General features: G+C 53.0%; 17 protein-coding genes. 6 read left to right on the top strand and 11 right to left on the bottom strand.

Annotation, left to right across the window (positions count from 1 at the left end; genetic code table 11):
• Positions 1–6: 6 nt before the first annotated feature.
• Complete coding sequence (locus CSR04_RS11825; protein WP_102796499.1) at positions 7–1,182, bottom strand: efflux RND transporter periplasmic adaptor subunit; 1,176 nt, start codon at positions 1,180–1,182, stop codon at positions 7–9.
• A 157-nt stretch (positions 1,183–1,339) separates the two neighbouring features.
• Here CSR04_RS11825 and CSR04_RS11820 point away from each other — a divergent pair, with 157 nt between their 5' ends.
• The gene (locus tag CSR04_RS11820; RefSeq protein WP_102796498.1) at positions 1,340–1,579 is read left to right on the top strand and encodes a VF530 family protein; all 240 of its coding nucleotides are present in this window, start codon (positions 1,340–1,342) and stop codon (positions 1,577–1,579) included.
• On the opposite strand, the gene CSR04_RS11815 is transcribed toward CSR04_RS11820, so the two are convergent.
• The 4 genes from CSR04_RS11815 to CSR04_RS11800 all read right to left on the bottom strand — a co-directional run bounded on the left by CSR04_RS11815 (position 1,576) and on the right by CSR04_RS11800 (position 8,334).
• The gene (locus tag CSR04_RS11815) at positions 1,576–3,609 is read right to left on the bottom strand and encodes a TonB-dependent receptor (protein WP_102796497.1); all 2,034 of its coding nucleotides are present in this window, start codon (positions 3,607–3,609) and stop codon (positions 1,576–1,578) included. The two genes, CSR04_RS11820 and CSR04_RS11815, sit on opposite strands and share 4 nt — an antisense overlap.
• Before the next feature lie 113 nt (positions 3,610–3,722).
• On the bottom strand, positions 3,723–4,532 hold the full coding sequence (locus tag CSR04_RS11810) for a polysaccharide deacetylase family protein (protein ID WP_102796496.1): 810 nt from the start codon (positions 4,530–4,532) through the stop codon (positions 3,723–3,725).
• A gap of 14 nt (positions 4,533–4,546) precedes the next feature.
• Entirely contained in the window at positions 4,547–7,078 is a 2,532-nt protein-coding gene (locus tag CSR04_RS11805) for a glycoside hydrolase family 3 protein (protein ID WP_102796495.1), read from the bottom strand.
• Positions 7,079–7,080: 2 nt separating this feature from the next.
• Positions 7,081–8,334, bottom strand: a complete 1,254-nt coding sequence (locus tag CSR04_RS11800; RefSeq protein ID WP_102796494.1) for a sugar MFS transporter — start codon at positions 8,332–8,334, stop codon at positions 7,081–7,083.
• A 200-nt stretch (positions 8,335–8,534) separates the two neighbouring features.
• Between CSR04_RS11800 and CSR04_RS11795 the strand changes: the two genes are divergently transcribed.
• Genes CSR04_RS11795 through CSR04_RS11785 form a run of 3 tightly spaced genes read left to right on the top strand, consistent with a single transcriptional unit; the run spans position 8,535 to position 12,254 of the window.
• Positions 8,535–9,896: a GH1 family beta-glucosidase gene (locus tag CSR04_RS11795; protein WP_216362556.1), complete on the top strand. Its 1,362-nt coding sequence runs from the start codon at positions 8,535–8,537 to the stop codon at positions 9,894–9,896.
• Between the two features lie 6 nt (positions 9,897–9,902).
• The gene (locus CSR04_RS11790; RefSeq protein WP_102796493.1) at positions 9,903–11,234 is read left to right on the top strand and encodes a glycoside-pentoside-hexuronide (GPH):cation symporter; all 1,332 of its coding nucleotides are present in this window, start codon (positions 9,903–9,905) and stop codon (positions 11,232–11,234) included.
• An 18-nt stretch (positions 11,235–11,252) separates the two neighbouring features.
• On the top strand, positions 11,253–12,254 hold the full coding sequence (locus tag CSR04_RS11785) for a LacI family DNA-binding transcriptional regulator (protein ID WP_102796492.1): 1,002 nt from the start codon (positions 11,253–11,255) through the stop codon (positions 12,252–12,254).
• A gap of 10 nt (positions 12,255–12,264) precedes the next feature.
• Here the strand turns inward: CSR04_RS11785 and CSR04_RS11780 are convergent, their stop codons facing one another.
• The 6 genes from CSR04_RS11780 to CSR04_RS11755 form a co-directional block, all read right to left on the bottom strand.
• Positions 12,265–12,984 (bottom strand): DUF6445 family protein, encoded by a 720-nt coding sequence (locus CSR04_RS11780; protein ID WP_102796491.1) that lies wholly within the window; start codon positions 12,982–12,984, stop codon positions 12,265–12,267.
• Positions 12,985–12,986: 2 nt separating this feature from the next.
• Complete coding sequence (locus tag CSR04_RS11775; RefSeq protein ID WP_102796490.1) at positions 12,987–14,480, bottom strand: tryptophan halogenase family protein; 1,494 nt, start codon at positions 14,478–14,480, stop codon at positions 12,987–12,989.
• Between the two features lie 19 nt (positions 14,481–14,499).
• Entirely contained in the window at positions 14,500–15,507 is a 1,008-nt protein-coding gene (locus CSR04_RS11770) for a cupin-like domain-containing protein (RefSeq protein ID WP_216362555.1), read from the bottom strand.
• On the bottom strand, positions 15,507–16,220 hold the full coding sequence (locus CSR04_RS11765; protein ID WP_102796488.1) for a SapC family protein: 714 nt from the start codon (positions 16,218–16,220) through the stop codon (positions 15,507–15,509). The genes CSR04_RS11770 and CSR04_RS11765 overlap by 1 nt, the downstream gene beginning before the upstream one ends.
• 7 nt (positions 16,221–16,227) lie before the next feature.
• The gene (locus CSR04_RS11760) at positions 16,228–17,766 is read right to left on the bottom strand and encodes a tryptophan halogenase family protein (RefSeq protein WP_102796487.1); all 1,539 of its coding nucleotides are present in this window, start codon (positions 17,764–17,766) and stop codon (positions 16,228–16,230) included.
• Positions 17,767–17,829: 63 nt separating this feature from the next.
• On the bottom strand, positions 17,830–20,793 hold the full coding sequence (locus CSR04_RS11755) for a TonB-dependent receptor (RefSeq protein ID WP_102796486.1): 2,964 nt from the start codon (positions 20,791–20,793) through the stop codon (positions 17,830–17,832).
• Positions 20,794–21,372: 579 nt separating this feature from the next.
• Between CSR04_RS11755 and CSR04_RS11750 the strand changes: the two genes are divergently transcribed.
• On the top strand, positions 21,373–23,052 hold the full coding sequence (locus tag CSR04_RS11750) for a methyl-accepting chemotaxis protein (protein WP_102796485.1): 1,680 nt from the start codon (positions 21,373–21,375) through the stop codon (positions 23,050–23,052).
• Between the two features lie 6 nt (positions 23,053–23,058).
• Complete coding sequence (locus CSR04_RS11745; RefSeq protein ID WP_102796484.1) at positions 23,059–23,364, top strand: Mpo1-like protein; 306 nt, start codon at positions 23,059–23,061, stop codon at positions 23,362–23,364.
• Positions 23,365–23,444 lie beyond the last annotated feature (80 nt).

Below are 23,444 nucleotides of genomic sequence, written 5' to 3'. Positions count from 1 at the left end.
CTTTCCTTACTCGTTTGCCTGGGCAACCAGGGCGCTGTCGGCGCTGGTCTTGTCCTGCTCACCGGCAATTTTAACCTTCATGCCGTTTTGCGGATATTCGGGCAGCGTCATCACCACGCGTTCACCTTCATTCAGGCCATTGCCAATCAGGAAGTATTCGGCCTCTTCACGCAGTACCTTAACGGTGCGAGATTCCAGCTCGTTGTCTTTGTTAACCACCCAGACTTTGCGATTGGTCACCAGATCCTGTGGCAGGCGGAAGATATCTTGCAGGGTGGCACCTTTTAAGGTGACTTCCACATAAGTGCCGAATTTAAAGGCCGGCGCGTCGGTGTTGAGACTGTATGGATCGCGAATACGCGCTACCACCTGGCTCATACGGGTGCCCTGATCGATAATGCCTAAATCCCGTTCTATGGTACCGGTACGGGTCAGACTGACTGCGCCGCGGCTGGTAATCTGGGCTTGACTGCCAGCCAGTTCGGCCGGCAGGAACATGGCATCAAAGCCGGCAATGGGCAGATTGATCTCGGCGGTTTCGACATTATACAGCTCGCCCACCTCATTACCCTGATGCACATACTGACCCAGACCCAGATTACGGGATATCACCAGGGCATCGTAAGGGGCGCGTACATCCGTGTAGGCGAGATCGCGCTGGGCAATTTTCAGCTGGGCTTCGGCAGATTTAACCGCCGCTTCGGCACTCATCACCTGCGGCTTACGCAGATACAGGTCGGTAACCTGGGTGGACGGCATGGATTTGGCTTCGCGTTTTGCCACTTCGGCTCTGGCTCTCTCTTCCACCAACAGTGCCTGGGCCTGGCTCAGATTGGCTTCGGCCTGTAACAAGGCAGCCTGATATTGCTGTTTGTCTATGCTGAACAACAGGGTGCCGCGTTTGACCAGACCACCGGGTACAAAATCTTCATGCCATTGCACCACTTCCCCGCCGACCAAGGCCGCCAGTTTAGTGCTTTCCAGTGGTTTAACTTCACCATAGCTATTAATGATCACCTGGTAGTCTTCGGTACTCAGGGCTTCCACTTTAACCGTGGGGCGGGAATCAACCTCTACCTTGTCGCTTTTGTCGCTGGCCGTTGCCTTAATTGCCATAAAGCCTACGATCCCCATGGCGATGGCAGCCAATGGCAGAGTGATTTTGATCCAAATCTTGTTCATCGGTGTGTGCATATTCTGGTCTTTAATGGGCCTATAATAACGAAGCTTTGCAACGAAGGCGTTAGGCAATTGTAAATATGTGTTAGAAACCAGATTAGATCACCCCGCTGGCAATTCTGGTAAAATGCCTGCTGGCCTTAAATTTCCGGAGATATCAATGAGTGGCAGTCAGGCGAATAATCCCCTGCATGGCGTTACCCTGGAGCAGATCTTAATCCGCCTGGAAAAAGAGCTGGGCTGGGAAGCTATGGGTAAGGCCGTGGAGATTCGCTGCTTTACCCATGAGCCTTCAATCAAATCCAGCCTCAAGTTTTTGCGCCGTACTCCCTGGGCCAGAGAAAAAGTGGAGCGCTTGTATATCAGCGCGTTCCATATTTGGGGGCGTGGCACGCCCTAGAAATGATAGGTAGCTCCCAGCCTTAAGGTCCGTGGTTCTATGGGGTGATAGTGAATGTCTTCGACACCTTCAGGCGGCTCACCGGGTAAGCGGGATTCGTATAAATAATCAATGTCATGGTCATCGCTGTTCAGCAAGTTCAGCACTTCCAGCTTGAATTGCCAGGCTTGCAGCGCGTAGGTAAGGGACAGATTCATCACGGTAAGAGGTTCAGAACGCACCTCGCCCCTGCTGTCCAGCAAGCGTTTGCCGAAATGCCTGATCCGCAAGCTGCTGCTGATATTGTCATTTGCCTGCCAGGTGAATCCGGCACTGGCCACCACCGGCAGAGAACCGTCAATACGATCGCCTTCGCCTGCTTCCTGACCGCGGAATCTGGAATGGCTTAATGCCACCTCCATATCCAGACTGAGCCTGTTATTCAGCCAATAGTAAGCGGCCGCTTCCACACCGTAGCGGCGGGAGCCGCGACTGGCTTCGGTATTACCGGCATCACCGACAAACAACAGTTCGGAATCCAGTTCCAGCGTCCAAACAGCCACCGACAGATTCAGACTTTTGCTGTCGAAATAGCGCAGACCGATCTCCATGCCATCACCCCGAACCAGTAAATCCACCGGCTCAGCACGGTCACCGGTGACCGGATCTAATTGAATCGTGGCTCCTCTGGCGTCATTGGAATGAAAAGACTGTCCGGCATTCATATAGCCTTCCAGGCTGGGTGTCAGGCTGTAACTAAGACTGGCATTGAAGCTGAGCAAATCATCACTGGCATCACCACTGTTTTGCACCAGGTCGCTGTCTACCGACACATCAAAATAGTCATAGCGCACACCGGTACTTAAGGTCAGACGGTTAGTCAGCAGCAATTCGGATTGCCAGTACAAGGCGCTGGAGAGTTCATCCACACTGTCCACCCGCACTGGCGACAGCACTTGCCGGGCTTTAGTGTTATACAGCGCCACTTCACCTATGTCGTCGTAGCGCAGTTGTGCACCTACTTCATGTGCCCACTCTTTGCCGAACAGGCTGGTGAAAGCGTGACGGCTGATATCACCACCCCAGATCCGGCGTTTGTCCACCTGCTTAAACTGGTCCCCCTGGATGGGATCGTTCAGGTAATAAGTAAAGTTGGAGAATAGATCCAGATTCGACTCAATGGCATAGGCGCTGATGGCCCAGTCATACCATTGCCAGTTAAGTGACAGGCTGTAGCGGTCAGACTCGCCGCCGAGTGTGGTATCCAGCGAACCTAGTTTGTCGATCAGGCCCTGGTCCACGGCACGTTGCGGGATCTGGTCGGCGGACTGCCAGCGATTGTCGTAGGCCATTAAGGTCAGATTAAACTGGCCGCTGTCAGTGGCACGGTTGTAACGAACCAGGCCATTATACTTGCGGATACCTTCGTCGATATCTGTCCAGGGGCCGTCATAGCCGGTAGCTTCCAGTCCGACGCTGAGCGTGGCATCGTCTAGAGCAAGGTGATGGGATACCACGGCACGCTGATAATTGTCCTGTCCAAGCTGCAAGGAAAGCATTGAAGGGAGTGCAGAGGTCAGAAAGAAACGGGCGGAGCCAGCCGTGGCAAAGTCACCCTGGTCGGCATGGTACGCACCTTTGCGGTACTGAATATTGCCGATAAACTCCGGCACAATAAAATTCAGATCCGTATAGGCCTGCCCATGGCCATGTGTGCGCATATTCAGGGGCATTCCTTCCAGGCTGGTTTGAAAATCTGTGCCATGGTCAAGGTTAAAGCCGCGCAAAAAGTACTGGTTGGCTTTGCCCGAGCCACTGTGCTGGGTGACGACCATACCTGGTACCAATTCCAGTACCTCGCCGGTACGCAGCAGCGGACGCTGGGCAATCTCGCCCTGACCTATGACACCTTCTGATGCTGAAAGTGCCTGTCCCAGCAGACGGGTCTGATGACCATGCACGGCGATATGTTCATAGTCCAGGCCATGAGCCAAGGCGGCTGAGCTGAAAACCGTGCTGATGGAAAATGCAATGTGCCTGACCCTGAACATATAACCCCCTTGATACGAAAGGCCGGCATTCTGACATATTGCCGGTATGGCAAATATTACACTGAGATGAAATTAGCAAAATGCGGGCTAAACGTTGGGGGAAGCCAGGATGGCTATTGGCTATCGCGGATATACAGGCTGATACGGCGAAAGTCGGCTACCCAGAATCTGTCCTGATGCTCGGCCAGATAGTTGAGAAAGGCCTGATGCACATCCTTATCAACCTGCAGATAATCCGCCCCGACGCCATGAAAGGTGATATTGGCCATTGTGCCATTGGCTGCGGCCTGTTCAACATAATCAATCAGGCTTTGCAGGCTGGGGTTTTGCGGTGACCAGGCCGGAACCTGCTTAACATCCAGACTATCCATACCGGTAATCGGGGTGCCTGCCACCCGAATGGCAATAAAATGCGGGCTGACCTCTGTCACATAATCCTGGCCGCCAGCCAGACGGTCAGAACAAGGTGGGGTAAAGGTGCGCTGCAGTTGACCGTCTATGGCATGCAGCCGGGTATTGGCCTGCAATACCTCGGTTGCCATACGTTGTGCCGTCCAGGTATCCAGATTGTGCTGTGGCGGCACCCATTGCCGGCCCGGGAGTGATGCCCGACAGGCATGGTTAATGCTGTGGTTACCCAGTTCATGACCATCTGCTGCGACCTGTCGCCACTCATCAAGCCGGTTTACCAGTGTGGCAGAGGACAAGGTCAGATAGAAACTGGCCTTAAACCCCAGCTTATTTAATTGCGGAATAACCACATCCAGGTGGCTTGCCAGCGCGTCGTCGTAGGCCAGACTGACCGCCGCCTGTTGCCCCTGTGGCCAGGCAAAGTCAGCTGCATGGGCCACAGCAGAGCACCCACCCATCAGCAGCATTGCTAAACGGCAGGCTAACTGGCAGGTGTTCTGGTGCTTGTGCATATCTGTTTATCTGCCTACTGACATTGATTAGCCTCTGCCTGGCCCGGCAGCAGACGAATATCAGCGATGCTGATGTGTAATTCACCTTGCACCCTCAAACTAAAAGGGCTGAACACCCGGGCAAGATGATTGGCCTGGTTAAAACACTGCAAGGGCACCGAAACGCTGTGCCATTCGCCCACAGGCAGTGCCGCGAGCCTGGCACTGATGTCCAGCGCAGATGAGCAATTTTCGCCGCATAGCATGGCCAGGGTGACTGGGCTTTGCAACTGACTGTCCAGTTTTACCGCCAGATGCAGGCTGGCGTTAGCTTCCACATAAGCCCGCAGATCCTGCGGGAAACTGGCACCAATTTGCACTTCACCCGGCGCTGAACCATCAAAATGCAGACGACGACTGTCTTCCTGGATTTTCCAGTCGCTGGTGCGCAGGCTGACCGGACCTTGCTGCTGGACACTGCTGATCACCGCCTGAGTGTTTCCTATGGCGCCTATGCTGAGCTGCCAGGGGGCCTTGATATCATTTTCAAACAGGCTCAGTGGCGCTAAAGCGGCATTGGTGGTTTGCACACTTTCGTCCAGTGGTGCGCTTAGTACGTCTTTATCACCGTAGCTCAGACCAAAACCATAAGGCAACAATGGTTGATAATCAGGATCATGGCGGTTGACGGTAGTCTGATCCGGGCTGGCAGGCCAGGAAAAGGACAGCTTACCCTTAAAGTCGTGGTGCACCGAACCGTCGGTACGGCGCAGCAGCACATCCGCGATCCCCCCGCCTTCAGAGCCGGGTAGCCAGGCGGCGACAAAGGCATCTGAGGCGTTCAGTTCAGGGTTTACCCACATTGGCCGCCCACTGATAAAGACCGACACCACCGGGATCCCCTGGGATTGTAATTTCTTCAGTAAGGCTAAGTCGGTTTTATTGCCGCGTTGGTACTCCAGGTTCGCCAGGTCGCCATTGCCTTCGGCATAGGGCTCTTCGCCAAACACCACAATGGCCACATCAGGTGCCTGACTATATTGACCGTCGGGTGCCAGTTCGACCTGGCCACCGGCGGCGTCTACGGCCTGTTGTATGCCGTCATAAACAGACGTGGCACCAGGAAAATCACTATTTTGATTACCTGTACCCTGCCAGGTAATCGTCCAGCCGCCTGACTGTTTGCCAATATTGTCGGCACCGTCCCCGGCCAGCAGGATGCGTGACTGAGGCGATAATGGCAGGAGCTGGTCTTTGTTTTTCAACAGCACCAGAGATTCGCGCACAGCCTGACGCGCTATGGCGCGATGCGCCGCATGGCCGATCAGGCTGCTGTCACCCGCCAAAGCACGATTAGCGGGCGATGGCTTGTCAAACAGGCCAGCCCGCAGCTTTACCCGCAGGATTCGCGCTACCGCATCGTCCAGTCTGGCCTGACTAATTTGTCCGGCCTTTACCTGGGCGATGGTATTTTCCAGCAGTGGCTTCCAGGCCCGGGTGGGCACCATATACATGTCCAGCCCGGCATTGATCGCGGCGGGGCAGCTTTCATTGGTGCATCCGGGGATCTGCCCATGGCCATTCCAGTCGCCCACCACAAAACCGTCAAAACCCATACGCTCTTTCAGGACTTGTGTCAGTAAATAAGGGTTGCCGTGGTTTTTTACCCCATGCCAACTGTTGAATGAGGCCATTACCGACTGTGCGCCAGCTGTCAAACCACCGACGTAGCCTTGCGCATGAATATCAAACAATTGCTGTTCGGTAGCAAGATTGTCACCTTGATCATCACCATTTTGGGTGCCGCCGTCGCCGAGGAAATGTTTAACGGTGCTGATCACCTGCTGTTCAGATAAAAAGGCCTCGTCGCGGCCCTGCAGGCCCTTAACAATAGCGTAGGCGTAGTCACGGACAATGTCCGGGTCTTCGGAGTAGGCCTCGTAGGTACGACCCCAGCGGTCGTCACGGGTCACCGCAACGGTCGGTGCAAATATCCAGTCAATCCCCGTGGCGGCGACTTCTTTGGCGGTTGCGCCGGCAATTTTTTCAATCAGCGCCGGGTTATGGGCCGCACCCAGGCCAATGTTATGCGGGAACAGTGTCGCACCGATAACATTGTTATGACCATGCACGGCATCAGTGCCCCACATGGTGGGAATACGACTGCCATCCAGACTGTCATCCACCGAGGCCTGATACATGGCTTCGGCCAGTTTCACCCAATCCTGCACCGACGCGTGCTTATTGTTGTCGGGAAAAGCCCCGCCACCGTTCAGGTACGAACCGAAGCCATAGCGTCGCATATCCTCGATACTGATGTCGCGAATTTCCGGTTGCATGGTTTGCGCAACCTTCTGCTCCAGGGTCATATTGGCCAGCAGCGACTGCACACGTTGCTCGATTGCTTCACTGCGACTGACTTCTGATTGAATAACCGGCCAGAAATCCGGCACCGCCGGCGTTGCCGTATTTTGACTGTGTTGGCTATCGCCACAGGCTGACAATGCAGTACACAACGCCAGGCCCAGCAAGGGGCGGGCAGACAGGGAAGGGGGCAAAGATGGCATTGTCAGGCAACCTCTTGTTGAACGGTGGAAGAGTCAGACTGGCGGGCTTTGGCCCCGGCCAAACCATAAAAAGCGATATACAGGTAGCACACCAGCGGCAGCAGGAATGACAATTGCAGGCCCAGACTGTCAGCCAGCATCCCCTGCAACAGTGGCACCACCGCCCCGCCGACAATGGCCAGACACAGCAGGCCCGAGCCGCGACCGGTATCCGGCCCAAGTGCACGAACCGCCAGACTGAAAATTGTTGGAAACATGATGGAATTGCACAGACCCACGGCCAGGATACTCCACATGGCCAGGCTGCCATCGGCAACAATGGCGGTCAGTATCAAAGCCATGGAAGCCAAACTGTTAAAGGCCAGTAGTTTGCCTGGTGCAACACGTTGCATCAGTGCCGCGCCGATAAAGCGACCGACCATAGCCCCACCCCAGTAATAGGCGATGTATTTAGACGCCTGTGCTTCTGTCATCGCCATCACATGCGCTTCGCCGAGGAAATTCACCAGGAAGCTGCCAATGGAAACTTCCGCCCCCACATACACGAAGATCCCCACCGCACCGAGGATCAGATGGGGGTAGTGAAACAAGGAACGGTGCCTGTCATCGGTGTTGGACTGTGTATGCTCCAACTGCGGTTTAGGTAACTGCAGGCGGAAGAAGCACAGGGCCATGGCGACCAGAATCAGCGCCAGACCAATGTAGGGCGCGATAACACTGTCGGCTGACTGCTCAGTCTGTGTGTGGGAAAAAATCAGGATGCCGCCCAGCACAGGGGCGACGGTGGTGCCCAGAGAATTAAATGCCTGGGTCATGGTCAGACGGCTGGATGCGGTATCCGGGTTGCCCAGCAAGGTCACCAGTGGATTGGCCGCGACCTGCAAAATGGTGATACCTGCGGCCAGCACAAACAAGGCCATCAGGAACATCCAGTAGGTTGCGTAAAGTGCCGAAGGTACAAACAGCAAACAACCGCAAGCGGCTGTGAGCAGGCCGGTGGCAATGCCACGCTGAAAACCGATTTTGTCCACCAGGCGCCCGGCTGGCACGGAAATCAGAAAGTACGCACCGAAAAAGCAGAACTGGACCAACATGGCCTGGGTATAACTCAGGCTGAATACCGCTTTAAGGTGCGGAATCAATATGTCATTCAGGGCGGTAATAAACCCCCACATAAAAAACAACGAGGTTAACGAGACCAGAGCAAAGGTCAGATTAGCGTGGCGGGGTTGTTCCCCTAAAGCGGCTTGGCGCATAACAATTTCCGGCTTGGCTGAGGGCGGGTGATGTTTTGCATTGACCCGCCAGTTACAAGGGTTTAACATTTGTGAAAGCGCTTACATTATTAGCATCACTGAAACCGATGCGCAACACATTGCTGATGTAAAAAGTAATGTTGAGGTCTGGGATGGTGTGTGAGCGAAATGTAAATTCTCTTGCCTGACTGGATGATATCTTGAATAACAAACGCATTGAACTGCCCGATGGGGCACCATTACTGAAGCCGGATTTCCTGTTTGGGGTGGCGACTGCCGCCTTCCAGATTGAAGGCGCTGCCGACAGCCGCTTGCCCTGTATCTGGGATACTTTTTGTGCTGAGCCGGGAAAGATTCGCGACGGTTCCAACGGTTTGCAGGCCTGCCGGCATATTGAGCACTGGCAACAGGATATCGACTTAATCCATAGCATGGGGGTGGATGCCTATCGTTTTTCCGTTTCCTGGCCCAGAGTCATGCATGCCGATGGTACGCCCAATCAACAAGGTCTGGACTTTTATGTGCAGTTGCTGGACAAACTCAATGGGCTCGGGATTAAAGCCTTTGTGACCCTTTACCACTGGGATTTGCCGCAGTACCTGGAAGATCAGGGTGGCTGGCTGAACCGTCTGACGGCCTATCGTTTTCGCGATTATGCCCGGCTGATAGCCCGTACCTTCGGCGACAGAGTGTATTCTTATGCCACACTCAATGAGCCCTATTGCAGTGCCTATCTGGGCTATGAAATCGGCGTGCATGCGCCTGGTCACAAAAGTAAGGCCTGGGGCAAACAGGCGGCTCATCATTTATTGCTGGCGCACGGTCTGGCCATGCGGGAGCTGGCAGAACACGCGCCGCATGCGCAAAATGGTATCGTGCTGAATTTCAGCCCCTGTTACGCCAAAACCGATGCACCAGAGGATATTCAGGCGGCCCAAAACGCCGACCAGTATTTTAATCACTGGTATCTGCGCCCGGTACTGGAAGGTCGCTACCCGGATCTGATGCACGCCTTGCCTGAGCATGAAAGGCCTGTAATTGAAGAGGGTGACATGCAAGTGATTGCTCACCCGTTGGACTATCTGGGGATCAATTACTACACCCGCGAGATATACCAGGCCGACGACACTGAATTATTCCGTGGTGGTCAGCAGAAATCGCTGCCACTGACGGATATGGGCTGGGAAATTTATCCTCAGGGGTTGCGAAACCTGCTGCTGTCGTATCATCAGCAATATGCACTGCCACCGGTGTATATTACTGAGAACGGCGCAGCCATGGTGGATAAGCTTGAAGAGGGACAGGTGAATGACTGGGACCGCCTGGCCTATCTGCACAGCCATATCAATGCGGTTAACGAAGCGGCAGAGCAGGGCGTGGACATTCGTGGCTACTTTGCCTGGAGCCTGATGGACAACTTTGAATGGGCAGAAGGCTACCTGAAGCGGTTTGGACTGGTGTATGTCGACTATGACAGTCAGCAGCGTATTATCAAGGCCAGTGGTCAGGCGTATGCGCACATGCTCAAGCATCGTCAGACCAGTGCCATAGCCGGGGAGTAACAGCGAATGTTGTCGGTACGAGAAAAAGTAGCTTATGGACTTGGCGATACCGCCAGTAATATCGTATTTCAGTCGGTTATGCTGTTTTTATCCTTTTTCTATACGGATATTTTCGGCTTGTCACCGGCGCTGGTGGGTACCTTGTTTCTGGTGGTGCGCATCTTTGATGCGGTGACCGACCCTTTGATGGGCGCTATCAATGACAGAACCCAGACCCGCCATGGCAAATTCCGCCCCTATCTGTTGTGGCTGGCCGTACCCTTTGGCGTTATCAGTGTGCTGGCTTTTACCACCCCGGACCTCAGTGCGGATGGCAAGGTTATTTACGCCTTTGCCACCTATGGGTTGCTGATGCTGGCTTATACCGCCATCAATATCCCCTATTCGGCCTTGGGTGGTGTGCTTACCGCGAATCCGGCCGAGCGGGTGTCGGTGCAATCCTACCGCTTTGTGTTTGGCATGCTGGGCGGCTTGCTGGTGACTGCCTGCACGTTGCCGCTGGTGGATTTCTTCGGTCAGGGCGACAAGGCCAAAGGCTATCAACTGACTATTGCTGCCATGAGTGTGCTGGGCGTGATCATGTTCTGGCTGTGCTTCGCTGGCACCAAAGAAAGGGTATTCCCGCCGGCCGACCAGAAATCCAGTTTCTGGCAGGACATGGGGGCGCTGTGGCATAACGATCAGTGGCGTATTCTGAGTCTGGCCGCCTTATTTGTGCTGGTGGGGATGGTACTGCGTAACACATTGGCGATTTATTACGTTAAATATTACCTGGGCCGTGAAGATTTGATTACCCTGTTTGTCACCTTAGGCATGCTGGGCAATATTGCCGGTTGTGCGGTGGCGCAGTGGCTGGCAGCCAGGGTTTGCAAAGTTAAAGCCTATATGACGATACAACTGATTGCGGCCTTGTTGTGTGTGGCAACCTATTTTGTGGCGGGTGAGCAAACCCTGTTGGCCTTTGGCATTTATGTGCTGTGGTGTTTTATTCTGCAAATGGGCACCCCCCTGTTATGGGCAAAAATGGCCGATGTAGTGGATTACGGGCAGTATCGCAGCGGTGTGCGTATCACAGGTATGACTTACTCATCTGTGGTGTTCTTTATCAAAATGGGCCTGGCACTGGGTGGTGCACTGGCAGGTTGGTTACTGGCCTTTTACAGCTATCAACCCGACCAACCGCAATCTTCTGAAACCCTACAGGGGATTCTGTTGTCTTTTACCTGGTTACCTGCATTGGCGTTTTTAATAGTGGCACTGATTATGAAGTTCTATAAACTCGGCAACCAGGAAGTCGAAAAAGTCAGGCTGGCGCTTGCAGGCGCCGAAAGTCGATAGGAGTGCAAGAGTTTTAGCATGGCAACCATTTACCAAGTATCTGAAAGAGCCGGGGTGTCACTGGCCACAGTGTCCAGGGTGATGAACGGCAGCGCCAAAGTTGGTGAAGCCACCCGCACCAAAGTGCTCAAGGCCATGCAGGAACTTAACTACCGTCCTAATTCCATCGCCCAGTCGCTGGCATCCAACTGCTCCAACAGCGTTGGTATGCTGGTGTCGGAAGTACATGGTCCGTTCTTCGGTGAAATGATGAGTGGGGTGGAAAACGAACTGCGCTCGGTGGGCAAGCACGTGATTATTGCCGCGGGTCACAGTGACGTGGCCAGCGAAAAAGACGCTATTGAATTTTTAATCAGCCGTAAATGTGACGCCCTGATCCTGCATGTGGATGCGGTAACCGATGAATACCTGCTGGAGCTGCACAAGCAGACGCCGGTGGTGGTGTTAAACCGCCTGGTAAAAGGTATGGAAGAGAACTGTATCTGCCTGAACAACGAGCTGGGTGGCTATCTGGCCACTAAAGCCATGCTTGAGCTTGGCCATAAGCAGATTGCCTATATCTCCGGGCCCTTGTTTAAACTGGATGTACGTGATCGCCTGGCCGGTCATCAACGTGCCCTGCAGGAAGCGGGACTGGTATTTGATCCGGGGCTGTTTATGGAAGGTGACTTTCATGAGGCTGGGGGTGTCGCCGCAATGGAGAAATTACTGGCACGGGGCCGTTCCTTTAGCGCTGTGGTGTGCGCCAACGATGAAATGGCCTGCGGTGCGATGAATTGTGCGCGTGACAACCGGTTGGAGATCCCCAAAGACTTGTCGATTATGGGCTTTGACAATGTGATTATGTCTCGCTACACCTTCCCCCATTTAAGCACAATCGACTTTCCGGCCGGCGAAATGGGCCGTATGGCGGCTCGCTGGGTGCGCAAGCACATCTATCAGGATGACAAGCTTAAGGTGCAAAACCTGTTTGAACCCAGCCTGGTATTGCGGGATTCTGCGTTGCCGGTCTCTGCCTAGCAAAAAAGCGTTATCTGAACTCAATAAACAAATTGGCGGTCAGTCTGCCGGTGGCGGGGTTGCTGTCGATGTCTGAGTCTGTGTCAATCAGACCGGAGTGCAACAAGAATCCCGGATAAATCAGTAATCGGTTTGAGCGGTAAGCGACCTGGCCAATTTGCTCAAAGTGGTCTGTGCTGTCATGAATATAGGCGTTATCGGGTTCGCCATAACCGGCCATATGCGCCTGCACCGCCGCAATATAGGGCACTCTTCTGGGTTGACTGATGGTTTCAAATCCGGTCGGTTTATGCCGGTAAAAAGCGGTGCCGCCATGGGGCCCCGGATTCAGATAATGCATCAAGGCAAAGTGATAGGGATAGTGGCTGTCATAGTGGGGCAGACGCTGTCTGCTGCTAAGTTGCTCGGGTGTCTGGCTAACCAGCGAATAAACAAAATTTTGCGGCTGCATACGTAACTGAGCAGGCACCCGGTACAGTTGGTAAATCAGCTTAAACACCCCGTCCAGCAAGCTGAAAATATATGGGCGGGGCAGGGGCGCGCGAACCCCCGGATAAGCCGCTTCGCTGGGCGGAGTAAAGGTTTGTTGGCTGGCATGAGCGATAACAGCCTGAATATCCAAGGCGAAATCGTCAATCACCACCACTGGCGTTTGGTCCCGACCGACCTGCAAAATCTCAATGGCAGCACGGCTATTGAGTTTAATTGCGGTATCCAGCTCTGCCTGCATCGTCACTGGGCCTTCGCGGCGGGGCAATAGTGGCGAATAAAGTCATGGTGCGGAGGAAGCTGGGCCACAAAACGGCTGACGTTGGATTTAATATGCGCCAGAAAGTCTCGCAGCTCCTGCTCTGACATCATATCCACGATTGGGTGATATTGCTGTGGTGTCAGTCCCTGGCCCATCATCACCTGGATCCAGGAATTTTCCGCGAACAGCTCGTCTGGCACCTTAAATACCCGGCCGGTGCGTTTGAACAGCTCAATGCGATGCCGCAGGGAGTCCGGCACGGCCATCTGTCGGCAATGCTGCCAGAACTTGCTGTCTGTGCGATTGGTGACATGGTAATGCAGAATGATAAAGTCGCGGATATTGTTAACTTCATGCTCGGTCTGGCGATTAAACTCATCAATATCGCACTGTTCCACTGACGCATAAGGCAGTAATTGCAACAGTCTGACAATACTGCGTTGGATCAGATGGATGCTGGTGGACTCCAGTGGTTCGATAAAGCCGGATGACAAACCCATCGCCACACAGTTTTTATGCCAGTGCTTACGCCGCTGACCGGTTTTAAACTTAATCAGTCTGGGTTCGGTCAGGCAATCGCCTTGTACCGAATTCAGCAGAGCTTGTCTGGCCTCGTCGTCTGCTACATAGCGGCTGCAATAGACCATGCCATTACCTACCCGGTTTTGCAGCGGGATTTGCCATTGCCAGCCCCAGGGGTGGGCAATGGAACGGGTATAGGGAATGGCCGGTTGCACTGAACTGGTTTGCACTGCCCAGGCCGAATCGCACGGCAGCCAGTGGGTCCAGTCGTCGTAGCCGGTATGCAGGGTTTGCTCAATTAAGAGGGCTCTGAATCCGGTGCAGTCGATAAATAAATCGCCTTCAATAAGCTGCCCATCTGCCAGCTTAAGGGCAGTGATATTGCCGCTGTGTTCACAGGTTTGTACCTGGGCAATTTTGCCTTCTATGCGCTTGGCGCCATGGCTTTGGGCGATATTACGCAGAAACCTGGCATACAGCGATGCATCCAGGTGATACGCATAATTAATGGCCTGATTGCCCATCACCGCGAACTTATTCTGCTGCGCGGCCACCAGCTCGGGGCAATACTGACCAAAATCCTTGGCGATACCCAATTGTTCAGCCTTAAGCCAGAAATGCTGAAAACCGGCGGCCCAGCAATCCTTGCCCGTGGTGCCAAAAGAGTGAATATAGTGTTGGTCGAGATTGCGCCAATGTTCGAAAGCGATGCCCAGTTTAAACGTGGCGTTGGTGGCCGCCATAAAATCCTGCTCTTTAATCTGCAGTAACTTGTGTAAGGTCAACAGTGGCGGAATGGTGGCTTCCCCCACCCCTACAGTGCCAATGTCGTCGGATTCCACCAGGGTAATATCCAGATGCTTACCAATCAGCTTGGCGAAACAGGCCGCAGCAATCCAGCCAGCGGTGCCACCACCGGCAATAACGATTCTTTTGATTGCGTGTTTGTTCATCTTGGGTCTCTTAGCCACGTCAGCGGTTGAGTTTATTTAAAAGATCTGCCCGAAGCTGGCGTGCAGCGGTTTGGTCTATCTCGCCCAGCACACCTTGGGCATGTTCAGGAATATGCGTAAGCGCGGGCTTGTCAAACACATATTGGTCAAACAGATGTTTCCAGGCCTGGCGCTGCTGGTCAGGCAATTGACCAATGGCCAGTAAAGCATGGCGCAGCGCGTCAAACGGGTTGCCCAGAAAGGCCGGGCTGCTGCGCCACCAGAAATTAATCAGGCCGTTAACTGCCGATAACCCTTGTACCTGATGCCACCACATACTGGGAATGTAAATGGCATCACCGGCTTGTAGCTCGACTTCTAGGGCATGCTGCATGGCAATGTGAAAACGTGGGAATTTTTCCGGATCCGGCGCTTGTGCATCCACCAGGCTAATGGCCTGCCCGGCCGGGGTGAAATCCAGCGGGCCGATGTACAGATTTGGTAACTGCTCGGGGGGAAACAGGGTGAACTTTCTTGTACCGGCAATCACGCAGGCCAGATTGTCTGGAAAATCAAAATGAGCGGCTACCCGGCTGCGATTGCCCAGCCACAGGCTGGTCAGCGGTGCAACATCCGTTAATGGCATTGCGTGGTCGCGTTTAAGTCCCGGCAACCATTTATCTACCAAGGTCGAGCCCAGATACAGCGTTTCGGCGTCGACCTGGTGACGGGCGTTCAACAGGCTTGTTAAGAATTGCCTTAATGGCATACGGTCGGGCCGAAAATTAAAACCAGTCATATCCTGGTTGTAGAATATTCTGCCGTCAGCCTCGGCAGGCGCCTGGTAGACCGTCACTGGCTCGTCCACCGCATAGTGTTGTAAACAGGCTGCCAGTTGCTCATCTCCTGCTTTGGCTGCGCTAACCACTGGCCAATTATTGACTAAGCCCCTGAACACCTTTGGCCTGGCGTCCTGAATCATGGCCAGCTCAAAATGTTCAATACTGACACCCTGTACCTGGGCAATGCTGTGCAGCGGTTCAGACATCAGGTCAGTGCCAGCTGCGCATTTTTCATAGCTACCAGTTTGGCAAACTGTGACTGGGACGCCAGCATCATATAAATGGCTTCCAGATAGCCCTGCTGGTTCAATCCCGCTAGTTGTTCTGCACTCAGCTCTGACAGGTTTTTTTCATTCACGGTATAAAAACCCAGTAGCTGATGCTTGGCATGATTGTCCAGTTGCACCTCCAGGGAGAAGGACTCTATCAGGTTTAGTTCGAGCAATGCGGCGATAAAGTGGTTATTCATTTCCACCCCCTGATGCAGGGTTTCCAATACCGACACCAGTTGTTCCAGATAAGGTGAGTAACCGCCGTATTCCAGAAACAAAGGCTCACCCTTGTCCAGGTTAACCCTGGGGTGTTGCATATTAATATGGATCACCCGCTGCCCATTACTTTGACCAATCAGAAAGGGGCCACGCTGCTGATAAAGCGGAATGTAACCGGCCTGCCACTGGTCCCCCTGCAGAAAAAGATTTTCTTCTGCCTCAAAGCCAAACAGGGCGACAGGGTAAAATTCCCCGGTCTGGGCATTTTTATGCAGCACCACAGGGTAATAAGCCTGAGCCGTTCTGAACTCGGGCAGGGTCAGCATGCTCAGCATCACCTTGTCCCCCAGTGAGGCCCCTTTCGTCGTGTCGATACGTACATCTTTATGATCAATATTATTCAGTGACTCAACTTTCATCTGGCTCATAATGTTCCTAGAGTGTCTGCAGGCCGTGGGCCTGAATTTTTTCGATCAGCGCCCGATTGCCGGGAAGCTGACTAACGAGTTGCCGGGCTTTTTGCGCTGTCTGCCTGAATTCTTCCTGAGCACGTTGCTGATAACGCTGGATGGACTGCCTGGCGGTCAACTGGGAGTGCTTGCCCATACCATAGTAAATATATTGAAAGCTTGCCGATGGAAACATTTCCTCAGCGTGAGGGAAATCGTAACGACTGGGCATATTGTGCTGCCAGAAGGTCAACAGGTGCTGCAAGCTGTCGGGAATGGAGTCTGGTTGGCGGTTGTCCTGCCAATAATCGCTGTCATCCCGGCTCGACAACACATAATGCAGTTTTAAAAAGTCGACAATTTGCTGCCAGCGATAGGCAAAAGTGCTATTAAACCGGTCCCGGACCAACGACAGATCGGTGCCTTTCAATGGCAATTGTTCTGCAACGAATCTGGCTGACAGTTCAATTAATACCAGCGCCGACGCTTCCAGGGGCTCAACAAACCCGGCCGACAGGCCGATGGCGACACAATTGTGATGCCAGAGTTTTTGCCGATAACCGGAACGAATCGGGATCTTGCGAAAACTCAGATCCTGTCCCTGTTCGCCTATGTATTTGCTTAAGGTTTGTTGTGCTGCCTCGTCGCTGGTATGGGCGGATGAATAGACATACCCGACCCCGCGCCGATTTTGCAGGCCGATATCCCAGATCCAACCGGCTTGCCTGGCACTGGATAAGGTCGCCGAAGCAATGGGCTGCTGTGGATCGGTATAAGGCACTTGTACGGCCAGGGCGGTATCGTTAAACAACACCTTATTCTGCTGGTGCAGGCCAATCTTAAAGTGCTGCTCAATCAATAAGGCGGCAAAGCCACTGCAATCAATAAACAGCTCGCCGCTGATTTCACCATGCTGCTCGGTTTGCACGGCGCGAATCGGTGCGTCTGGTTGACCATGCACGGCAATCACGTTGTCGATAATATGCCGCACCGCCAGTTTGTCGGTGCAGTGACGGCGCAGTAGCTCAACAAATTTACCGGCGTCTAAATGGTAGCCATAGTTGCAGACAAAGGCATATTCGGGGGTACTGATTTGTTTTGGCGCCAAACCGGCTTCAATCAGTCTGGGCTGCGGTGACACCGCATGGGCAAAGTCAATTTGCTGCTGATAAGGTTGCCAATGGGGATAAATATCAAATTCCGCTGCTGCCACCGGCGGTGAAAAAGGGTGGTGGTAAAGGTCCTGTGCATCGTTGTTTCGCCACTGACGAAATAACGAACCTTGTTTGAATGACGCGTTGCAGCAACGGATAAGGTCCGTTTCGCTAATGCCAATACGTTGCAGGGTTGTGCGCATGGAAGGCCAGGTGCCTTCACCAACGCCAATGCTGCTGATATCACTGGATTCAATCAGGGTAATATGGATGCCTGGCGTGTGCAGATACTCTGCAGCAAGTATCCCGGCTGTTAACCAGCCGGCGCTACCGCCACCCACAATGACGATATTGCACTGTGCATTTCCCATGATCGACATCCGCAAATAAAAGTAGCCACCCTCGTGGCTACTTTTTTACCACATAATGCGCGATTAGAAGTTGTATCTCGCGCCGATATTAAAGCGACGACCTGTCTGGGTCAGGTTCACCAGTTGCAACGAATTACGCTCATGGCTGCGCGTGTATTCATCGGTCAGGTTTAATCCCTCAACAAACAGGGTCAGGTTCTCGGTCAACTGGTAGCTGACGTTGGCGTCCCACTGACCGTAGTCTTCCACGTACGTGGGGTTCTGCAGGCCCTGGCCATTCACCGTGTTGGACAGGAACTTGTCACGCCAGTTGTAAGCAATACGGGCCTGCAAACCGTCTTTGTCGTAGAAGCCAATCAGGTTGTAGGAGTCGCTCATGCCCAGCAAAGCAAACTGTTCACCCAGACTGCTGTTGTCATAGTCAAAATCGCCATCTACGAAGGTGGCATTGGCAATAAAGCCAAACCCGCTCTCACCAAACAGATGTTGCACTGCCAGTTCGAAACCATCCAGTTTGGCATCATCCTGGTTAACCGGAATCGTGATATCAAAGGTGGCAATGGCATCACCGGTTACCCCCAGGATAAAGCCATTGGCATCCAGTGTTTCGGGATAATTCTGTTTAATGTACTCGCGAATGGCGGTGTTACCCACAGCGCCGGCTGCCACGGCTTCTGCATATCTTGCGCCCTGGGCTGGGTGCGGCAGATTAAAGGTGGTTTCTTCCACCGTGGTGCGGCCGACAAAGTTCTTGGTGTCTTTCTTAAAGTAGCCCACCGACGCATAGCTGCCTTCATCGTAGTACCATTCCAGCGACAGGTCGAAGTTAGTGGACTCCAGTGGTTTAAGTCCTGGGTTACCACGCTGACCTGTACCGCCATCAATACGGATCAGGGCATCAACTGTCTGACCCCCCTGAATATCGGCATAGCTTGGGCGGGCAATGGTTTTACTCACTGACGCACGCATTACCACGTCATCAATCACTTCAATGTCAAAGTCGATGCTGGGCAGAACGTTGGAGTAATCGCCGCTCAGTTCAGTAAACTCCTGATCCCCGGTGGCCACCAGATTGAATTCGTTATCACCGGCCCAGGCAATATTGCTGTAGGTGGGCACCAGCGCTCTGGAGGTGACATCAGTTTTTTCATAGCGCACGCCTACCGACAGGTTGTAAGGCTTGTCACCCCATTCACCTTCAAAGTTAACCTGTGCATAGGCGGCAAGTTGCTCTTCCGTGGTGCGACGGTCTGTAGTCATCACCGAAGAGGAACAGAAAGAGTTGCCACAATCACCGGTTTGCCCCAGATTGCCATATTTTTCCGCAGCGATGGCACGCACTGTATCGAAGTCCCAGCGGAAGTATTGCTGCAATAGCAACGAGGAATCGCTGCCACCCATATCAAAGTGATGGCCGATGGAATCTAACGAGAAGGCGCTGAGGTCAATATCTCCAGCTTCACCCAAGCCCCCCCAGTTGTCCTGCTGGACATTGGAATAAGCAGAACGATTCTTCACTTCCGAGGTACTGACACCAAAGTCGATACTCTTGACGATGCTTTCGTCGAATACGTAGGTGCCTTTAATTTGTGCCTGGGTTATGTCGCTGCGCATCTGGCTGTTGCGGAATGAGCTGCCGGTGACGCGCATATCCTCGGCCTGGATACCGTTAAAGCCATCCGGATAGGCAATTTCCAATACCGGCAGTGGCGTATCAAAGTGCCCGGTGGTAACGTCACGCACCCAGGTTGCCATACCAATAGTGTTGTTGCTGCCAAATGGGCTGTCAGGCTTGGATTCTGCGGATGAGTCGTGCACATCCAGTTCAAGCTGCAGGTTATCGGTGGCTTGCCACTCAATATTCAGGCCCAGTGATTTGTTTTCATTGACCGTGGCAAACTTACCCGCACCCATGGCCAGATCGCCCGGATCGGCAAAAGCTTCGGAGTAGATGATAGGTGCAACAGCCGGACCGTCAGAGAATATCCCGGTGGAGGGGCCGAAGTTAAACCAGGCGGAAACGTCGTGGTATCGGTCGTCGACCTCGTTCTTGGAGTAGGTGTAATCCAGTGTAGTGGTCAGGGTATCTACCGGGCGGTATTGCAGTACCAATTGACCATTGGTACGGGTGCGCTTCACCTCATGGAAGGCGTAGCCCAGGCTTTGCGGCACGGAATACACGTCATCGGCGGTGGGATAGTTTTGATAGGCGTCATCGCCATCAGGAATCAGACCACCCCATTCGGCCTTGCCGCCACCCCAGTCCCAGCCGTTGATATCGCCGGGGAAGGTACGCCAGCCGCCGGATGTGGCTTGTGCGTTACCGCTTTGTCTTTCCTGGTAAGAGCCGGAAATGGCCACACCAAATTTATCGTCGGCAAAGGTATTACTGTACAGACCTGAAAATTCAGGTGTGATGGAATCGCCTTCATCGCTGGATTGATCAATGACCCCTTTGACCCCAAACGTGGCTTTCATGCCGGGCGCATTCAGAGGTTTGGTGGTAAGGATATTGATGGTGGAACCCATGCCGCCGGTTGGTACGTCGGCGCGTCCGGTCTTATACACTTCAACACCTGAAATTCCTTCGGAAGCCAGGTTGGCAAAATCAAATGAACGGGACGATGATGCCACAGTGGCTTCAAGTGAGGAGGCTGGCATTTGCCGACCATTCAGGGTCACCAGGTTGTAGTCTGGTCCCAGACCACGCACTGTTACCTTACTGCCCTCGCCATTTGAACGGTCAATGGAGACGCCGGTGATACGTTGCAGGGATTCCGCCAGGTTGGTGTCTGGGAACTTACCCATGTCTTCAGCTGTAATGGCATCTACCACGCCTTTGCTGTCGCGTTTTACGTCCATGGCGCGAATCAAGCTGCTGCGAATACCGGAAACCTGAATGACTTCCACATCTTCTGCACCTTGCGCCTGAGCGGGTTCCTGAGCGAAGGCTGGGGAGATGGTGGCCCCTAAAATTAGCGACAGACTGGTAGCCAGCCGGGTTTTATTGAATTTGTTGTATCTCATGTGTCCCCCGATGTGACCTGTGACATCGATTTATCTTGTTTTGTAAGCGCTTACAATTCTTGGTCAGAAAAAAGCGCCTGACCTGAATGTGTGGCGCCGCCTACCCAGATGCATCCCGCGCTGGCTGAACATCGCAAGTGTAACATAAATTTAACCTTTGGGTCTGAGGTTAATGGCCGTTGCGGGTTCGGTCCGCAACGGCTAATACACTTGAACAGCAAGGCCTGTGACAGAGTGTGTAAGTTTGAGGGCAACTTATGTTAACTGTTTTAACAGGCATGTAAGCGCTTTCATTAAATTAGATTGTTTTGTGTTGTAATGCAAGTGTTTTTAAATTGTTAATTCGTTGCCGGACTGATTAAACGGCCGGTTACCGAAAGAGCGGAGGCTAAATGGCAAACATGCTGATTTTATCCGTACATGGCCTTGCGCTTTGCTAAAAGCTGCTATGGTTAGTAATTGATTCTGATGCCTTTTATACCCGGTTTCTGAATATGGAACTGTTCTCGTTTGAATATGAAGGTTGAAGGACAGGAGGTCCTGGGTATGTCACACGCAAAATTAAGTTAGGACCACTCTATGACCATCAAGAACCTGCTGCGAATAGCCTTTGGCGTGACTATTGCCGTTGCTGCGTTATTACTGTTAATTGTGTTGTTGCTTAAGCAGAACCTGGCTGACAGTTTTGAAGCTGCGGAGTATCGCTACCAATCCAGCCACCTGGCCAAGTTGTCAGCCACCAACTCTTCCATGTTAACCATGTTGGCCAGACATTATGTGGTCACCCTGGACAGCCAATATCTGAATGCATACAACCTGTTGGTGGAACAGATTCAGGGCAATGCCAAATGGGACGACGGACAAACCACCGGATATCTGGATCGTTTAAGGGCCCTGGGCATCAGCAGTGATGAGTTGGTCTATCTGGAAGAATCAAATAAGTTATCCATGGCGTTGGTTAATACCGAAGTAGCCGCTTTTGAGCTGGTTGAGCCCTTCAAGCATAAAGACATCACCACCTTGGATGACAGCGAGCGGCAAAGCTGGCTTAAAGCTGTGGATATGTTGCATAACCAGGCTTACGAACGGGAAACCACAAAAATCAAAGCGCCGGTAGAGAAATTCATTCTTGCCATCGACAAATCGTCCCAGCAGGCCTTGGATAACACCCAGGCCAGTGCCGACAACTTCAGTATGCTCAGTGTACTGGCGGTGGTGGTGATTATTGCCATGTTGATCCTCTGTTACTGGTGGTTGGAAAAGCGCGTGGTGCGCACCAGCCGTTCGCTGATCGCCAAGGCCGTGCGGATAGCCGAAGGGGATCTGACCGAACAAATTAGTATGCCCGGCTCTGATGAACTGGCACAACTGGCGGCAGCATTTAACCTGATGATAGACAAGCTCAGTGAGTTGCTGGGCAAGATACGCTCTCAGGCTGAATTGGCCAGCAAAGCGTCGGCGGTGCTGAGTGATATTGCACAAAAGTCGGCGGCGTTAAGTGAAGAACAAAATAACGCCATTGAGATGATTTCCAGTTCGGTGTACGAAAATTCCACTGCGGTAAAGGAAGTGGCACAAAACTGTAATGAGGCGGCGGATTCGGCGTCACGGGCCGATGATATGACCACCAGTGGCCAGCAAACGGTAGTGCAGAGTGTTGGTTCTGTTGAGCAGGTATCGGAAGTGTTGCGCTCCGCCACCGAAGGTTTGCAGGATTTGCAGAGTTCAGTGCGGGACATGGCAGCGATACTGGATGTGATAAACAATATTGCTGAACAAACCAACTTGTTGGCTCTGAACGCCGCCATTGAGGCCGCGCGTGCCGGTGACCAAGGGCGTGGATTTGCCGTGGTGGCTGACGAGGTAAGAACTCTGGCGCAGCGTACCCAACAGTCCACCACCGAAATTCAAAGTAAAATCGACGCTTTGCAGTCGGTGACCAAATCGGTTTCTGAGCGTATTAACAGCAGTGATCAAAATGCCCGCCTGGCCGTGGATAATTCCCAGAAAGTGGGGGAGATGCTGTCAGATATTCAGGCACTGGTAAAAAATATCAACGATATGAATCTGTCTATTGCCGCAGCCTCGGAGCAACAGGCCAAGGTGTCCGATGATATTGCCGAGCGGCTGATTATTATTCGTGATGGGTCGGAAGTGGCTAACCAGCAAAGCCGTTCTGTGTCATCTTCATCCGGGGAGTTGCTGAATATTGCCAAAACCCTTACCGAAGAGGTCAACCGATTCAAATTAAGAGCCTGAGGTTGTATGAATAAAGAATATCAGAGCTTTCGCGATTTCTATCCGCACTATCTGAAAGAGCATCGTAATCTGATTTGCCGCCGCTTGCACTTTATCGGCTCCTGGTTGGTGCTGGCGCTACTGGCCTATAGCCTGCTCAGCGGGGTGCTTTGGACGCTGCTGCTGGTGCCTGTTGTTGGCTATGGATTTGCCTGGGTAGGGCATTTCTTTTTTGAGCACAATAAGCCAGCGACATTTCGCTACCCATTGTATAGTCTGATGGGGGACTGGGTGATGTTTAAGGATATTCTGCTGGGGCGCTTAAAAGCCTGAATTGCCGGGCTCTGTCTGCATCATACTGGTAGTCAACTTGTTGTTTTCGGCGTGACAGGCACAAGGCTTTGCCACGCCGA

The sequence above is a fragment of the Bowmanella denitrificans genome (genome assembly GCF_002887595.1).
GTDB classification, from domain to species: domain Bacteria; phylum Pseudomonadota; class Gammaproteobacteria; order Enterobacterales; family Alteromonadaceae; genus Bowmanella; species Bowmanella denitrificans.
This window is presented reverse-complemented; position numbering and strand designations above follow the sequence as displayed.

What these genes read in the sequence shown, in the direction of transcription:
- CSR04_RS11770 (WP_216362555.1), bottom strand. Translation starts at nt 15,507, where the DNA reads ATGTCTGAACCGCTGCACAGCATTGCCCAGGTACAGGGTGTCAGTATT.
- CSR04_RS11790 (WP_102796493.1), top strand. Translation starts at nt 9,903, where the DNA reads ATGTTGTCGGTACGAGAAAAAGTAGCTTATGGACTTGGCGATACCGCC.
- CSR04_RS11760 (WP_102796487.1), bottom strand. Translation starts at nt 17,766, where the DNA reads ATGGGAAATGCACAGTGCAATATCGTCATTGTGGGTGGCGGTAGCGCC.
- CSR04_RS11765 (WP_102796488.1), bottom strand. Translation starts at nt 16,220, where the DNA reads ATGAGCCAGATGAAAGTTGAGTCACTGAATAATATTGATCATAAAGAT.
- CSR04_RS11815 (WP_102796497.1), bottom strand. Translation starts at nt 3,609, where the DNA reads ATGTTCAGGGTCAGGCACATTGCATTTTCCATCAGCACGGTTTTCAGC.
- CSR04_RS11745 (WP_102796484.1), top strand. Translation starts at nt 23,059, where the DNA reads ATGAATAAAGAATATCAGAGCTTTCGCGATTTCTATCCGCACTATCTG.
- CSR04_RS11785 (WP_102796492.1), top strand. Translation starts at nt 11,253, where the DNA reads ATGGCAACCATTTACCAAGTATCTGAAAGAGCCGGGGTGTCACTGGCC.
- CSR04_RS11775 (WP_102796490.1), bottom strand. Translation starts at nt 14,480, where the DNA reads ATGAACAAACACGCAATCAAAAGAATCGTTATTGCCGGTGGTGGCACC.
- CSR04_RS11780 (WP_102796491.1), bottom strand. Translation starts at nt 12,984, where the DNA reads ATGCAGGCAGAGCTGGATACCGCAATTAAACTCAATAGCCGTGCTGCC.
- CSR04_RS11825 (WP_102796499.1), bottom strand. Translation starts at nt 1,182, where the DNA reads ATGAACAAGATTTGGATCAAAATCACTCTGCCATTGGCTGCCATCGCC.
- CSR04_RS11805 (WP_102796495.1), bottom strand. Translation starts at nt 7,078, where the DNA reads ATGCCATCTTTGCCCCCTTCCCTGTCTGCCCGCCCCTTGCTGGGCCTG.
- CSR04_RS11755 (WP_102796486.1), bottom strand. Translation starts at nt 20,793, where the DNA reads ATGAGATACAACAAATTCAATAAAACCCGGCTGGCTACCAGTCTGTCG.
- CSR04_RS11750 (WP_102796485.1), top strand. Translation starts at nt 21,373, where the DNA reads ATGACCATCAAGAACCTGCTGCGAATAGCCTTTGGCGTGACTATTGCC.
- CSR04_RS11810 (WP_102796496.1), bottom strand. Translation starts at nt 4,532, where the DNA reads ATGCACAAGCACCAGAACACCTGCCAGTTAGCCTGCCGTTTAGCAATG.
- CSR04_RS11800 (WP_102796494.1), bottom strand. Translation starts at nt 8,334, where the DNA reads ATGCGCCAAGCCGCTTTAGGGGAACAACCCCGCCACGCTAATCTGACC.
- CSR04_RS11820 (WP_102796498.1), top strand. Translation starts at nt 1,340, where the DNA reads ATGAGTGGCAGTCAGGCGAATAATCCCCTGCATGGCGTTACCCTGGAG.